This window comes from Nonomuraea cavernae (assembly GCF_040655715.1).
GTDB classification, from domain to species: Bacteria; Actinomycetota; Actinomycetes; order Streptosporangiales; family Streptosporangiaceae; genus Nonomuraea; species Nonomuraea cavernae_A.
Genome location: NZ_JBFAKL010000025.1, coordinates 124,395 through 137,318 on the forward strand (window position 1 = coordinate 124,395; position 12,924 = coordinate 137,318).

The 12,924-nt window shown below is 71.1% G+C and carries 10 protein-coding genes; 4 read left to right on the forward strand and 6 right to left on the reverse strand.

The annotated features are described in order from the left end of the window. Positions 1-47 precede the first annotated feature (47 nt). The 5 genes from AB0I38_RS30650 to AB0I38_RS30670 all read right to left on the reverse strand — a co-directional run bounded on the left by AB0I38_RS30650 (position 48) and on the right by AB0I38_RS30670 (position 6,215). Positions 48-2,084: an NACHT domain-containing protein gene (locus AB0I38_RS30650; RefSeq protein ID WP_358486383.1), complete on the reverse strand. Its 2,037-nt coding sequence runs from the start codon at positions 2,082-2,084 to the stop codon at positions 48-50. Positions 2,085-2,140: 56 nt separating this feature from the next. Further along, complete coding sequence (locus AB0I38_RS30655) at positions 2,141-2,959, reverse strand: hypothetical protein (RefSeq protein ID WP_358486386.1); 819 nt, start codon at positions 2,957-2,959, stop codon at positions 2,141-2,143. A 135-nt stretch (positions 2,960-3,094) separates the two neighbouring features. Continuing rightward, on the reverse strand, positions 3,095-4,189 hold the full coding sequence (locus AB0I38_RS30660) for an ADP-ribosylglycohydrolase family protein (protein ID WP_358486392.1): 1,095 nt from the start codon (positions 4,187-4,189) through the stop codon (positions 3,095-3,097). A gap of 155 nt (positions 4,190-4,344) precedes the next feature. Then, positions 4,345-5,094 (reverse strand): GntR family transcriptional regulator, encoded by a 750-nt coding sequence (locus AB0I38_RS30665; RefSeq protein ID WP_358486404.1) that lies wholly within the window; start codon positions 5,092-5,094, stop codon positions 4,345-4,347. A gap of 140 nt (positions 5,095-5,234) precedes the next feature. Beyond that, the gene (locus tag AB0I38_RS30670) at positions 5,235-6,215 is read right to left on the reverse strand and encodes a MaoC family dehydratase (protein WP_358486411.1); all 981 of its coding nucleotides are present in this window, start codon (positions 6,213-6,215) and stop codon (positions 5,235-5,237) included. Between the two features lie 139 nt (positions 6,216-6,354). Between AB0I38_RS30670 and AB0I38_RS30675 the strand changes: the two genes are divergently transcribed. The 4 genes from AB0I38_RS30675 (at position 6,355) to AB0I38_RS30690 (ending at position 10,790) form a co-directional block, all read left to right on the forward strand. Continuing rightward, on the forward strand, positions 6,355-7,632 hold the full coding sequence (locus AB0I38_RS30675; RefSeq protein ID WP_358486417.1) for a CoA transferase: 1,278 nt from the start codon (positions 6,355-6,357) through the stop codon (positions 7,630-7,632). Then, positions 7,629-8,825 (forward strand): acyl-CoA dehydrogenase family protein, encoded by a 1,197-nt coding sequence (locus AB0I38_RS30680; protein WP_358486427.1) that lies wholly within the window; start codon positions 7,629-7,631, stop codon positions 8,823-8,825. Before AB0I38_RS30675 ends, AB0I38_RS30680 begins: the two co-directional genes overlap by 4 nt. Before the next feature lie 73 nt (positions 8,826-8,898). After that, positions 8,899-9,777, forward strand: a complete 879-nt coding sequence (locus tag AB0I38_RS30685) for an amidohydrolase family protein (RefSeq protein ID WP_358486438.1) — start codon at positions 8,899-8,901, stop codon at positions 9,775-9,777. Between the two features lie 11 nt (positions 9,778-9,788). Continuing rightward, positions 9,789-10,790: an LLM class flavin-dependent oxidoreductase gene (locus AB0I38_RS30690; RefSeq protein ID WP_358486448.1), complete on the forward strand. Its 1,002-nt coding sequence runs from the start codon at positions 9,789-9,791 to the stop codon at positions 10,788-10,790. Between the two features lie 708 nt (positions 10,791-11,498). Here AB0I38_RS30690 and AB0I38_RS30700 read toward each other — a convergent pair. After that, the gene (locus AB0I38_RS30700; RefSeq protein WP_358486452.1) at positions 11,499-12,470 is read right to left on the reverse strand and encodes a zinc-binding dehydrogenase; all 972 of its coding nucleotides are present in this window, start codon (positions 12,468-12,470) and stop codon (positions 11,499-11,501) included. Between the last annotated feature and the right edge of the window lie 454 nt (positions 12,471-12,924).

The window sequence follows — 12,924 nt, forward strand, 5'->3', positions numbered from 1 at the left end:
GCGAATCCCTCGGTGCGCATCGCCGAGGGATTCGGGGGCGCATCACATCAGCCTCGCCGTCGAGCCAGATGCTCCTGCAACTCGGCGTGGCGGAACTGGTAGAACGGGCCGGCCGCGCGCAGCAGTCCGCGCCGGTGCAGGTCGTCCAGAAGCCGCGCCAGCCGCAGGGGCCCTCGGCCCAGCAGAGCCAGGTGCCCCTGAAAGATCACCGATCTGAGCCAGGTGTCCCGCCGCCGGGCCATGAAACCGAAGGAGAAGGCGAACACGGCGACGAGCAGTGCCTCGTTCGCCGGGCGCATTCCGCGCTGCGCGTCCACGAAGCTGAACAACTCGACCGCGAAGGCGAGCACCGTGCCGAGGATCACGCTGTTCACGAGGTGCAGGCCGGTCAGCGCCCGGTTCACCCGCCACGTGGACACGGGTGTCACGGCGGCGGTGAACACCGGCGGCCGCTCGTCGGGCGCGGCGGAGCGACTCTGCATCACCTGGAGCGTGAGCCAGTTGAGCACGGCGACGGCCACGAGGGTCGCCAGGCCCATCAGGGGGCCCTCCGCCCACCACATGTACCCGGCCACCGGTAGCCCGAGCGGCATTCCGAACATCATGAGCGGGCTGTTCGCCGCGACCATGCGGACGAAGTCGAGCAACCGGCGGCGTGCCCGCAGCGGCGCGAAGTCGGGCGAGTCGGTGGCCGACAGCCTGGGCATGCTGATGCCCAGGCAGAAGCCCAGACCGAGCATAACCCCAAAGTGGACGTCGTTGATCAGAGCTCCCATAACGGCGGCGGGCAGGCTGATCACGGCCCCGGCCAGGACCCCGACCCACTCGGAGACCAGCTGGCGGCCTCGCCTGGGGAAGGCATAGTCGACCATCCGCCACCAGGCCAGGTCCTGCGCCCCGTTCCTGGACAGCAGGCCGGCCAGCCAGGCGAGCCGTTCGGCGCCTCGGGCGGGAACAGGTCCGCCATGACTGAGCCGGGCCTCGACGAGACCGTCCAGCAAATGCTCCCGCAGTGCCCCGCTCTCCTCGCCCGGCACGCTCAGCAGCGGAGCGGGGTCGGCGTCCCGATCGACGTAGACGACCTTGACCAGCCAGAGCCCCCAGGCAGCGGAGGTGACGTACGCCAGGGCGGGGGCCTTGCCCTGCCTCAGCGCGTCCAGCGCCTTCACCCACGCCGGGGAGGGCTCCGCCGGAAAGCACGCGTCCAGATACGCCGCGGCGGCCTGCTGGTCCAGGTCCTTCGGCGCGATGACGGTCGCCCCTTTGAGCGCCCGCGTCGTGCCCACGGTGTCCTTGTACGCCCTGGTGCGCGAGGTGATGATCACCTGGTCACGGTCTCCCAGCGTGCGCGAGAGCTCACGCAGCACACCGGCGCGGGCGTCCTCGGGCAGTTCGTCCAGCCCGTCGAGCACGGCCAGGACGTGCCCACGGCCGGCCAGCAGGTCGGTCCCGTCAGCGCCCTTCCCGACCCCGCGCAACGCCGCGTAGTCCGCACGCACGCGGGCGGCCACCCACTCATGGAAACGCGGGTGCGTCTTGACGTTCCATTCGGCGATCGGCAGCAGCACGGGGACAGGTTCGTCAGCGGTACGCGTCTCGATCAGGTGCAGCAGCAACTCGATGGCCAGCGTGGTCTTACCCGTCCCCGGCCCGCCCGTGATCACCAGCCGGCGGCGAGGCAGCCCGCGGAAGAAGGCGGCCAGCCCGGCGACCTCGTCCGAACGCAGGCAGGGGTCCGCCCCGCGCGGCCGCCTGCCGGACCTGGGACCGTGCGTCACACTCCACGAGACCGGGATCAGCGCGTCCCCCTGCCGCCGCGCCGCGGCCTCATCAGCCCATTGATGGGCCACCAGCTCGGCCAGGTGGGTCTTGGCCTCGGACAGGGTCGGGGTGGTGGCGGTGACCAGGGTGAACCGGTAACTCAGCCAGCAGCCGAGTGCCGTCACCCCGCAGGCGATCGCGATCCACTTCGGGTTCCACACCCCGTCGTTGAGCACCTGGTTAAGAGCCACCGCTCCTGCCGCGCCGGTGAACGTGGTGACCGTGAACAGGAGTCGAGGACTCGATAAGCCTCCGCTGCGCATAGCGGAGCATGTTAGCGTGCGGCGTTCGCCCTCAGAGCGATCCGTCGCGCCCGGTGTCAGGCGAAGCGCTCGATCGTCACGGGGATCAGCCCCGCGTGACGCAGCACCGTCACCAGCTCACGCAGCAGCGGCCGGACGGCGTCGTCCGACGCGCTCGCCAGGCAGGCGGTCAGGTCGAGACACCAGGCCACGCCGGGACCGATCCGGCGCAGGTCCCAGGTGAAGACGTCGCCGGCCACGCGGCGGTGCGCCGTGCCGGCCACGCGAGCCGGCGGATCGGCAAGTGTCATCCGCCAGGCCGACCGCAGCCGGGGCGGGCCGTCCTCGCGAAGGTCGTTCGCGAACAGGACGCGATAGACCCTCCGGTCGCGAAACCCGTCAGGGACCTGCGCGGAGCCGAGCCGCAGGGGAGCCGAGCCGCCCAAGGGCTGGTGGTCGTGGAAGCGGCCGCGCAACGCCGTTTCGCCGGGCAGCTCGCCCCCGCCGAGCCGGCGGTAGACGGCCTCGGCGTCGTCGCGGCGGGCCGCGACGATCCGGGCGCGCAGCCGCGTGTCCGTGCGCATCCCGCGGCTGAACGCCGCCGAGCTCCACCAGCCGTCCGTCGCGGTCCACCCGGCGCTGTCGAGGCCGATCGCCGTATGGTCGCCCGCCAGCGTGAACTCCTCGACCACGATCCCCTCGGCCGGCTCGGAAGGCGCACCGGCTTCGGCCACGGTTCCGTCGGTCGGGGCGGATGGCGCACCGGCTTCGATCATGGTCCCGTCGGTCGGTGCGGAGGGCACGGCGGTTTCGGGCAGGATCAGGTAGTAGTCGAGCCGTGGCTCCCCGGCGTCGGTGGTCGTCGGCCCTTCGGACCGGCGGATCCCAGTGGTCATTCGACACGTGCCCTTCTTGAGCTCCCGGCCTGGCGGTCCCGAGACTACTGAACGGCCCCGGTCCGGCGCCGCCGGACCAGTGGGCCGACGGCGTGGAGCCCGCGAACGGATGGGGAGCGCGGGCGTCGCCGCAGGTCAGCAGCCTGGGTACTTGTCCCGCGCGACACGGCCGCCGGAGAACTGGCTGGTGAAGTCGTCGGCGAGTTCGGTGATGGTGGCTCTGCCCTCCAGCCGGGACAGCCACCGCTGAGGCAGGGCGGTCTCGCCGTACCGGGCGCCGAGGAGGTTGCCGCAGACGGCGCCGGTGGAGTCACTGTCGCCGGAATGGTTGACGGCCAGCAGCAGCGCCTGCTGGATGTCGCCCCCGCTCACCAGGGCGCAGTAGACCGCGATCGCGAGTGCCTCCTCGGCGACCCACGCGCCCCCGAGACTTTCCACCTTCTCCGGCGACGGCCGTCCTTCGGCGGCAAGGGCGACCGCCGCCCGGAGCGCGGCGGAGGTCTCCTCATGCGCGGGGTGTTCGGCGAGCAGGTCAAGAGTGTCGTGTACGGCGAGTGCCAACGTCCGGCTCTGGACGAGGAAGTGGACGAGCGCGGCGAAGGCCCCGGCCGCGAGGTAGCCGGTGGGATGCCCGTGGGTGATCTGTGCGCAGTCGGCCGCGAGCTTGAAGGCCGTACGCGCGTCGCGTGCGGCCAGGCCGAACGGGGCCGAACGCATGACGGTGCCACATCCCTTGGAATCGGGATTCACTGGCCCGGCTGCTCCAGGGGCGGCGACAGGGCCTGCCTCGACGTGCAGTCCGGACAGGCAGGCGTTGCCCGGCGCGCGGCGTGAGTACAGCCATGTCCGGGTGCGCAGCCAGCCGGTGCGGACGAGAGCGTCCGCCGGTGGTGGGGAGCGGTGCTGCTGGGTGTCGAGCCAGCGCAGGTAGGCGTGGCGCACGACGGTCGTCTCGCCGCCGTCGATGCCTTTCTCCTGAACGCGGACATGCGCGCGGATCAGGCCCTCGACCGTGAACAACGTCATCTGGGTGTCGTCGGTGATCAAGCCGATCTCGCCGCGCCAGTCGGGCGCGAGATCGGTCAGCCCGGCCTGGCCGTGGTCGCGGCGGATGGCGGCGATCGAGCCGAACTCGATGGGCGCGCCCAACGCGTCACCGATCGCCCCGCCGAGCAGGCAACCGCGCACCCTGCTCCGCAACGCCAGGTCACCCGTTTCGACATCGCTCACGGCGATGAGCTCCTCTCCTGTGGCCGACTCGACCGACCGTAGCGGCGGAGTGGCTCGCGGACCAGGGCCCGTACCTGGATCAGTCTCCTGCCCCCGAGCCGTGCCGAGGCCAGCCGGCCGGAGCCCGGACACGACCGGCCGCGGCCCTGACGCGCTCAGGTGACGCTACGGCGCAGGTTGGTGCGGTAGGAGTAGTGCTCGGGCAGGAAGTGGCTGATCGCCAGCTCGACCGGCCGCCCGCCGGTGTCGAGGTAGAGCCGGTCGATCCGCAGCAGGGGATGCCCGGCGGCGCAGCCGAGCTGCCGCGCGGTCGGCTCGTCGGCGAGCGCGACCGTGATGCTCTGGTCGGCCTCGGCGATGGGCGCCGCCAACCGGGTGTCCAGCAGGCCGATGATGGTCACCTCGCTGGTCGAGCCCTCGGCCGCGAGCTCGGGCAGCCCGGCCAGGGTCCGGCCGACGGCAGGCGGGAGGTAGACCGTGGTCAGGCAGAACGGCGTGTTGTCGTGCAGCCGGCGGAAGGCCAGGCCGTAGACGACGTCGCTCGACAGCCGCAGCCGACCGGCCGCGTCGACGTCGACCTCCCGGTGCAGCGGCACGGTGATGTCCATCCGGGTGTCGACGGACAGGCCCATGAGGTCGTCGACCGAGCCGAACTGCCGGATGTAGGCGCCCTCCCTGGACATGGCGAACGTGCCGCGTCCCGGGATGCGGTAGACCATGCCCTCGGCGACCAGGTCCTGGAACGCGCGGCGCACCGTCTGGCGGCTCACCCCGTGGCGCTCGGCCAGCTCGGCCTCCGTCGGGAGCCGCCGGCCACCGGAGTAGCGCCCCTGCAGGATCTCGTTGCGGACCTCGCGGGCGAGCGCCACGTAGGTGCTCTCCCGGCGACTGGTGCTCGCAGCCATCCCCACCTCGGTCTCACTCGCGCAGCGCGTCACCCTGGATCGGCATGCAGCTTATCCGGCCTTATCCCCGCCCCGCCGCCGCCCGACGGTACCGCTCATGCCGGTACCGCTCATGCCGGTACGGCTCGCGCCGGTGCGGCTCATGCCAGGACGGCGACGAAGCGCCAGTCGAGGACGTCGGCGGGGTCGCCGCCCGCGCGGGTCGCCTGGACGTGCGAGCGCAGGTGGACGAGCCCTCCCCGGGGGAGGGGGTCGATCCGCTCCACCTCGATCGTGCTGCGCAGCGTGTCGTTCTCCCGGACCGGGCCGACGTGGTCGCAGCCGTGCCAGCCGACGACGGTGACGATGTCCGGCAACGCGCGAAGCGCCTGGTGCAGCGCGAGCCCGATGGTGTGGCCGCCGTACACGAGCCGGTCGGGCGCGTCGTGGTGGACCCTGGCGACGTTGAGCGTGAGCCGGGCCAGCTCGGGCGCGGACGTGACGACGTCGCCGCCCGCCACCTCGAAGACCGTGCCCGGTGTGAGGCCGTCGAGGTGGGGTCCGGGCCGCTCGGCGCGGTAGGCGTCCAGATTCCAGCTCGACGTCACCGCCGCGAGGTCCTCGTGGGCGGGAGCGGTGCCGATGCCGGTCAGATCGTCGGCGTGACCGGTCTCCAGGGAGTCGTCGCGCAGCGGCAGCATCGCGCAGCGCCAGAAGTCGAGCACCGGGCGGCCGTCCTGGTCCACGGTGCTGATCCGCAGTGCGGCCAGGCCGGTGGCGGCGCGGCCGGGCCGCCGGGAGTTCTGCCGCAGCCCGGCGACCTCGGTCACGGTGCGCAGCGTGTCTCCGAGGGCGGGTGCCCGGCGGAACACGACGCCCCGGTAGAACAGGTTGGCCACCACGGTGTGCGTCGCGCCCGTGGACTGGCCGATGGCCACGTCCCACACGAGGTGCGGCGCGGCCAGGACGTCGCCGACGACCCGGCGTGACAGGCGGCGATCCAGCGCCAGCGGCAGCCGGCAGCCGACGATCGCCTGGTGCGCGGCCGCCAATCCCTCGGTGAGCGTGACCGCCGGGGCGTCGAACCGCTGCCCGATCCGCAGGTCCTCGAAGTACGGTCCGTCCACCGGGACGCGAGTCATCGCGCACCTCCCACACCAGGTCACCAAATGTCCGGCCAAAGTCTCATGGTGTGGGGGATGGCGTCAATAGTGGCCGTTGACAGCACTTGCTACTGCGCCCCAATATGGCCGTACAAATTGTGAGGAAAGGTGCTCGGTGATGGTCGAAGGAACCGTTCCGGCCGCCGGCAAGCCGCTGGCCGGCCTGCGGATCGTCGAGATCTCGACGTTCGTCGCGGCGCCGCTCGGCGGCATGACGCTGGCGCAGCTCGGGGCCGACGTGGTGCGGGTCGATCCGCTCGGCGGGGCGCCGGACCACTCCCGGTGGCCGCTGGCTCCCTCCGGCAGGAGCATGTACTGGGCGGGCCTGAACAAGGCGAAGCGCTCGCTCTGCCTCGACCTGCGGTCCGCCGAGGGCCAGGCACTCGTCACCAGGCTGGTCGCCGGCAGCGGCATCGTGCTGACCAACTCGGCCGGCCGGCCCTGGCTGACCTACGAGGCGCTCACCGAGCACCGGCCCGACCTGATCCACCTGCGGATCGAGGGTCACCATGACGGCACGCCGGCGGTGGACTACACGGTCAACGCGGCCGTCGGCTTCCCCATGGTGACCGGTCCGGAGGGGCACGCCGACCCGGTCAACCACGTCCTGCCCGCCTGGGACATGGCCTGCGGGCTCTACGCCGCGATCGGCATCCTCAGCGCCGAGCGCCGCCGGCAGCTCACCGGGCAGGGGCAGGCGATGAGCGTGGCGCTCTACGACGTGGCCCTCGCCATGGCCGGCAACCTGGGGTTCCTCGCCGAGGCCCAGGTCGGCGGCGTCACCCGGCCACGGGTCGGCAACCACCTGTACGGCGGCTTCGGCCGCGACTTCACCACGCGCGACGGCAGGCGGGTGATGGTGGTGGCGCTGACCTCCAGGCACTGGCGCGACCTGCTCGCGGTGACCGGATTCGGCGACGCCGTCGCCGCGCTCGAACACGCCCTGGGCACCGACTTCTCGCTGGAGGGCGACCGCTTCACCTACCGCGAGGCGCTGGCCGGGCTGCTCCAGCGCTGGTTCGGCGAGCACGACCTGGCGCACGTCGAGGACCGGCTCCGGGCGACCTCCGTGCTGTGGTCCGTGTACGGGACGTTCGCCGACCTGGTGGGGGAGCGGGCCGGCGAGGTGCGCGCCAACCCGATGATGGCCGTCATCGACCAGCCCGGCGTCGGCGAGCACCTCGCGCCGGGCTCGCCCATCGCGGCGGGCGCGGCCGGTCGCGACGTGGTGCGCGCGCCGGTGCTCGGCGAGCACACCGGCGAGATCCTGCGCGGCCTCGGGCTGCGCGACGACGAGATCCAGGACCTGCTCGAACGCCGGATCGTGGCCGCGCCGGCACCCGACGCCCCGGCCTCCGACGCTCAGGCACCCGGCAAGGAAGGGAACGACCGATGACCCGGCTAGCGCAGACCGCGGGACTCACCGACGTCCAGCAGGAGATCCTCGACACCGTGCGGGACTTCGTCGACCGGGAGATCATCCCGCAGGCGCAGCGCCTGGAGCACGCCGACGAGTACCCCCAGGAGATCGTCGACCGGATGCGGGAGATGGGCCTGTTCGGCCTGACCATTCCGGAGGAGTACGGCGGCCTCGGCGAGTCGCTGCTGACCTACGCCCTGGTCGTCGAGGAGATCTCGCGGGGCTGGATGAGCGTGTCGGGGATCGTCAACACGCACTTCATCGTCGCGTACATGCTGATGAGGCACGGAACCGAGGCGCAGAAGCGGCACTACCTGCCGCGGATGGCGACCGGAGAGGTGCGGGGCGCCTTCTCGATGTCCGAGCCGGGCTGTGGGTCGGACGTGTCGGCCATCAAGACCAGGGCGGTGCGGGACGGCGACGGCTACGTCATCGACGGCCAGAAGATGTGGCTGACGAACGGCGGCTCGGCGACGCTCGTCGCGGTGCTGGTGAAGACCGACGAGGGCGCCGACTCGGTCTACCGGAACATGACCACCTTCCTCGTCGAGAAGCCGCAGGGATTCGGCGAGGTCGAGCCGGGGCTCACGGTGCCCGGCAAGATCGAGAAGATGGGCTACAAGGGCGTCGACACCACCGAGCTGCTCTTCGACGGCTACCGCGTCCCCGCCGCGCAGGTTCTCGGTGAGGCCCCGGGCCGCGGCTTCTACCAGATGATGGACGGCGTCGAGGTGGGCCGGGTCAACGTCGCCGCCCGCGGTTGTGGCGTCGCGCTGCGCGCCTTCGAGCTGGGCGTCAGGTACGCGCAGCAGCGCGAGACGTTCGGCAAGCCGATCGCCGAGCACCAGGCGGTGCTGTTCCGGCTGGCCGACATGGCGACCAAGGTCGAGGCGGCGCACCAGATGATGGTCATGGCCGCGCGCAAGAAGGACTCCGGCGAGCGCAACGACCTTGAGGCCGGCATGGCGAAGTACCTGGCGTCGGAATACTGCCGCGACGTCGTCGAGGAGTCGTTCCGCATCCACGGCGGCTACGGCTTCTCCAAGGAGTACGAGATCGAGCGCCTCTACCGCGAGGCCCCGATGCTGCTGATCGGCGAGGGCACCGCGGACATCCAGCGGATGATCATCGGCCGCCGGGTGCTGGAGGACTACAGGCTGCGGACCTGACCCTCCCATGGACATCATTTGTGATGAGCAGTATCTTTACTATCCTTACGATGATTGAGAGCGAGGTTGCTCGATGTCCGACGTCCGGTTCGTAGACAGCCACATGCACCTGTGGCATCTGACCGCGCACAAGTGGTATCCCGCGCTCGACCCGCCTGAGGGCGAGGACGACTTCGGCATCGGGGACATGGCCGGCCTCCGGCGGGACTACCTGCCCGCCGACTACCTCGCGGACGTCTCCGGCTCCGGGGTCAGCGTGGACAAGGCGGTCCACATCTCCTCCGTGACCGCCCCCGGCAGCCACCTGGACGAAGCCCGCTGGCTCGACACCCTCGCCCCCGCCAGCGGCCTGGTCAGCGCGGTCGTCGGCGCCGTCGAGCCGGGATCCGACGCCGCCACCGTCGAGGCCGACCTCGCCGCCCAGGCCAAGAGCCCGCTCTTCCGCGGCATCCGCGTGCTCTACGGGTTCGACCCGGCCGACCCGGTCACCCGCCGGCTGGTCCAGCTGCTCGACCAGGGCGGCCACCTGCTCGACGTGGTCATCCACCCCGCCGAGGTCGAAGGCTGGCTGCCGGTGCTGCGCGACGCGCCCGGCCTGTCGGTGGTCCTGGAGCACGCCGGCTGGCCGGACAGCGCCGACCCCGAGCACCTGCCCGTCTGGCGTGACGGCCTGACGGCGCTGGCCCAGCTGGACAACGTGAGCTGCAAGATCTCCGGCCTGCCGATGGCGCTGCACACCATGGACGCCGCCACCCTGCGCCCCTGGATCGAGACCTGCCTGGAGGTCTTCGGCACCGACCGCGCCTTCTTCGGCAGCAACTTCCCCGTCGACTCGCTCTTCGGCACGTACGCCCGGCTCGTCGGCGCGTACCTGAGCGCGACCAGCGGGCTCAGCGCCGCCGAACGGGACCAGGTGTTCGCTGCCAACGCCGAGCGCTGTTACCGGATCTGAGGGAGATCGCGATGAAAGTCGGCTTCACCATGGACATGCGCAACCCTCTCGGGCGGCCATGGCGCGAACACTGGGAGGACTGCCTCAAGCTGATGTGCGAGTCGGAGGCCATGGGCTTGGACTACGTGATGGTGCAGGAGCACTTCTTCCAGCCCGACGGCTACGCCCCCTCGGTGCCCGTCTTCCTGACGCTGCTCGCCGAACGCACCAGCACCATCCGGATCGGCTCCTACATCTACATCCTCCCGCTGCACCACGCCGCCATGCTGGCGCAGGAGACCGCGGTGCTCGACCAGCTCTCCGAGGGACGGCTCGACGTCACCGTCGGCTCGGGGCACAGCGCGGCTGAGTATCGCGCGCTCGGCTACTCGCCGAAGACCCGGCCCTCCCGCATGGAGGAGGGGCTGGAGGTGCTGAAGCTGGCCTGGACCCAGCGCCCGTTCAGCTACACCGGCCGCTACTACGACCTCCAGGACATCTCCGTCGCACCGGCGCCCGTACAGGACCCCCACCCGCCGCTGTGGGTCGCCGCCACCGCCCCGCCGGCCGCCCGCCGCGCGGGCCGGGTCGGCGCCCACCTGCACGGCGCCGCCGTCGACCCCGAGTTTCACGAGGCGTACTTCGCCGGGCTGGCCGAGGCTGGGATCCCGCGCGAGCAGGCCCGGATCTCCAACCCGTGGTCCATCACCGTCACGGACGAGAATCCGGACAAGGTGTGGGAACGGCGCAAGGACCTCATCTTCGAGCGGTGGGACTTCTACCGGCGCATCCGCAACGAGATGGGCGACAAGGACCTGCAGTACGGCCTGCCGCCGTCGGCCGACGCCTACCGGGACTTCGAGCTGATCGGCGACGCCGAGACCGTGATCGAGACCCTGGAAGGGTTCGTCAAGTCGCTTCCGCTGACCGACATCGTGCACTCGGGGCCGGCTGGTGGGACACCTCCCGGGGAGGCGTACGCCGACCTCAAGCGGTTCGCCGACCGCGTCCTGCCCACCCTCAAGAGCTGGTAGCCGCGTGGCGGCGGGCCTGCCCGCCTCCGCTTCGCGGTGTCCGGCCTGTCCTGCCTGCACGGTATCCGTGGACGTCCACGCGCGCGGTTCGACCGGCCCTTGGCGCTCAGTTCCCGTACAGGGCCCGAGCTCCTGCTGGTACGGGAAGCTGCCCGGCTGGTAGTCGCACCAGGGCTCCTCGCCGAACACGTCACCCGTGCAGGCGAAGGCGCGAGATCGTGAACCGCCGCAGATGGCCCGGAACTCACAGGCGCCGCAGCGTCCTGCCAGCCGATCGGGGTCGCGCAGCGCGCGGAACAGCGGAGCCGACCGGTAGATCTCGGTCAGTGGCCGCTCGCGCACGTCGCCGACGGCCACCGGGAGAAAGCCCGACGGGTGCACGGTTCCGGTGTGGGAGACGAACACGAGCCCGCGGCCGGCGTTGACGTCGATGGGCGGGCGGCGGGTCCGCCGCTCCTCGATGAGGCCCGCCCGCCGGGCGCGCCGGCGCAGGTCGCGCCGTTGTGAAGGTATTCCTGAGGTTCGGCGCTGCGCTTGGGGCTTCGGTTGCCTCGGTTTGATCGGAAGAGATGAGAAGGTAAACCGTTGCCGTGTGGCCGACGAAGGAGGTCGTGCGGCGTCGATCGCCCCCAGCTGTCGGCGTACTGGTTCCAGCGCAGAGCCAGGTACAGGTAAACGCGCAGAGCTGGATGCCCCTGTGAGGATCCGTTAGAGCAGCAGCAGTGTCTTCCCCAGGGCGGTGCGGTTCTCGATCGCGGCGTGTGCGTCGGCGGCGCGTTCCAGCGCGAAGGTTTGCCCGATGACCGGCCGGACGAGCCCGGCGGCGGCCTGGGACATTATCTGCTCCGCCCACCGCACCAGGTTCGGCCCGAAGTCGAAGAGCTGCTCAATGCCGATCACCTCCACGCCCTGGAATCGTGCCTCTCCGGGGTCGATGAGGGTGACCTCGCCGCTGGACGCGCCATGCACGGAGAACCGGCCTCCGCGGGCCGTCACCTCGAACGCGGCCCGCCCAATCTGCCCGCCGACGCCGTCGAACACCACGTCAGGCCCCGCGCCGCCGGTCGCTTCGAGCACCCGATCGGTCCAGCCCGGGTCGGAGTAGTCGACCGCGGCGTCGGCGCCCAATTCCCGGATCAGCTCAAGCTTGCGCGCACCACGGGCAGCCCCGACGACCCGAGCGCCCGCCGCACGGGCGAGCTGCACCAGCAGGCTGCCAACCCCACCGGCCGCCGCTTCGACCAGCACCCAGTCACCATGGCCGATCTTGGCCTTCTCGACCAGCCCTTGCGCAGTGCTGCCATCGCTGTGGAGGGCGATCGCTTCTGGTAGGTCCAGCCCGTCTGGTATCGGAAACAGTTCCCCGACCTCGGCCACCGCCCGCTCGGCGAAGCCACCGGTCTCCCCGGTACCGGCGATGACCCGCCGCCCAAGCCAACCCGAATCCACCTGTGCCCCGATCGAACTCACCCGTCCGGCCACCAGACCACCCGGCACGTACGGCAACAACGGCCGGGCATGCCACTTATCAACGCCACGCCGGATCTGCGTCTCGACGAACGTCATACCCGCGACCGCCACCTCGACCACGACCTGGCCCACCCCAGCCACCGGTTCCGGAGCCTCACCCAGCACCAGCACCTCCGGACCACCGAACCGCATCACCCGAACCACCTGCACGGCACTCACTCCTATCGGTTCACCACCGTGCACCCGATCATGCAATCTCAATCAAGCTTGAGGTCAACCCGCAGCTCAGCCAGGCGGAAGACGACGGCTCACCCCGGTCTGGCTCAAATCGGCGAAGTTGCTCTTTTGGCTCAATAACGTGATCGCTGACACTTCAGGAGCCCAGGATGGGCAGCACGGTCTGGGCTGCGCAGACGCCGGCGAGTTCCAGTGCCGCGTTCAGGTGAGAGCGCGCATCTGCGTGCGATGCGGGCGTCCGTCTCTTCGGGCAACCGGACCGGCTCCATGCGCGGGCCGGTGACGGTGGCTTCGATGGGGGTGGCGTTCTGTGGTGGCGTTCTGCGGTGGCTGCGGAGGCGGGTGGGCGTTCCGGCCGACCGCGATTGCCCGGGGTCTGGTGATGTTCGCCTTCGGCCTTGTTTCGGGCGCGGGGGTACTTGGCACG

Bases quoted from the DNA above. Each gene is read 5' to 3' on its own strand.
- AB0I38_RS30650 (WP_358486383.1), bottom strand. From the start codon at position 2,084: ATGCGCAGCGGAGGCTTATCGAGTCCTCGACTCCTGTTCACGGTCACC.
- AB0I38_RS30655 (WP_358486386.1), bottom strand. From the start codon at position 2,959: ATGACCACTGGGATCCGCCGGTCCGAAGGGCCGACGACCACCGACGCC.
- AB0I38_RS30665 (WP_358486404.1), bottom strand. From the start codon at position 5,094: ATGGCTGCGAGCACCAGTCGCCGGGAGAGCACCTACGTGGCGCTCGCC.
- AB0I38_RS30670 (WP_358486411.1), bottom strand. From the start codon at position 6,215: ATGACTCGCGTCCCGGTGGACGGACCGTACTTCGAGGACCTGCGGATC.
- AB0I38_RS30675 (WP_358486417.1), top strand. From the start codon at position 6,355: ATGGTCGAAGGAACCGTTCCGGCCGCCGGCAAGCCGCTGGCCGGCCTG.
- AB0I38_RS30680 (WP_358486427.1), top strand. From the start codon at position 7,629: ATGACCCGGCTAGCGCAGACCGCGGGACTCACCGACGTCCAGCAGGAG.
- AB0I38_RS30685 (WP_358486438.1), top strand. From the start codon at position 8,899: ATGTCCGACGTCCGGTTCGTAGACAGCCACATGCACCTGTGGCATCTG.
- AB0I38_RS30690 (WP_358486448.1), top strand. From the start codon at position 9,789: ATGAAAGTCGGCTTCACCATGGACATGCGCAACCCTCTCGGGCGGCCA.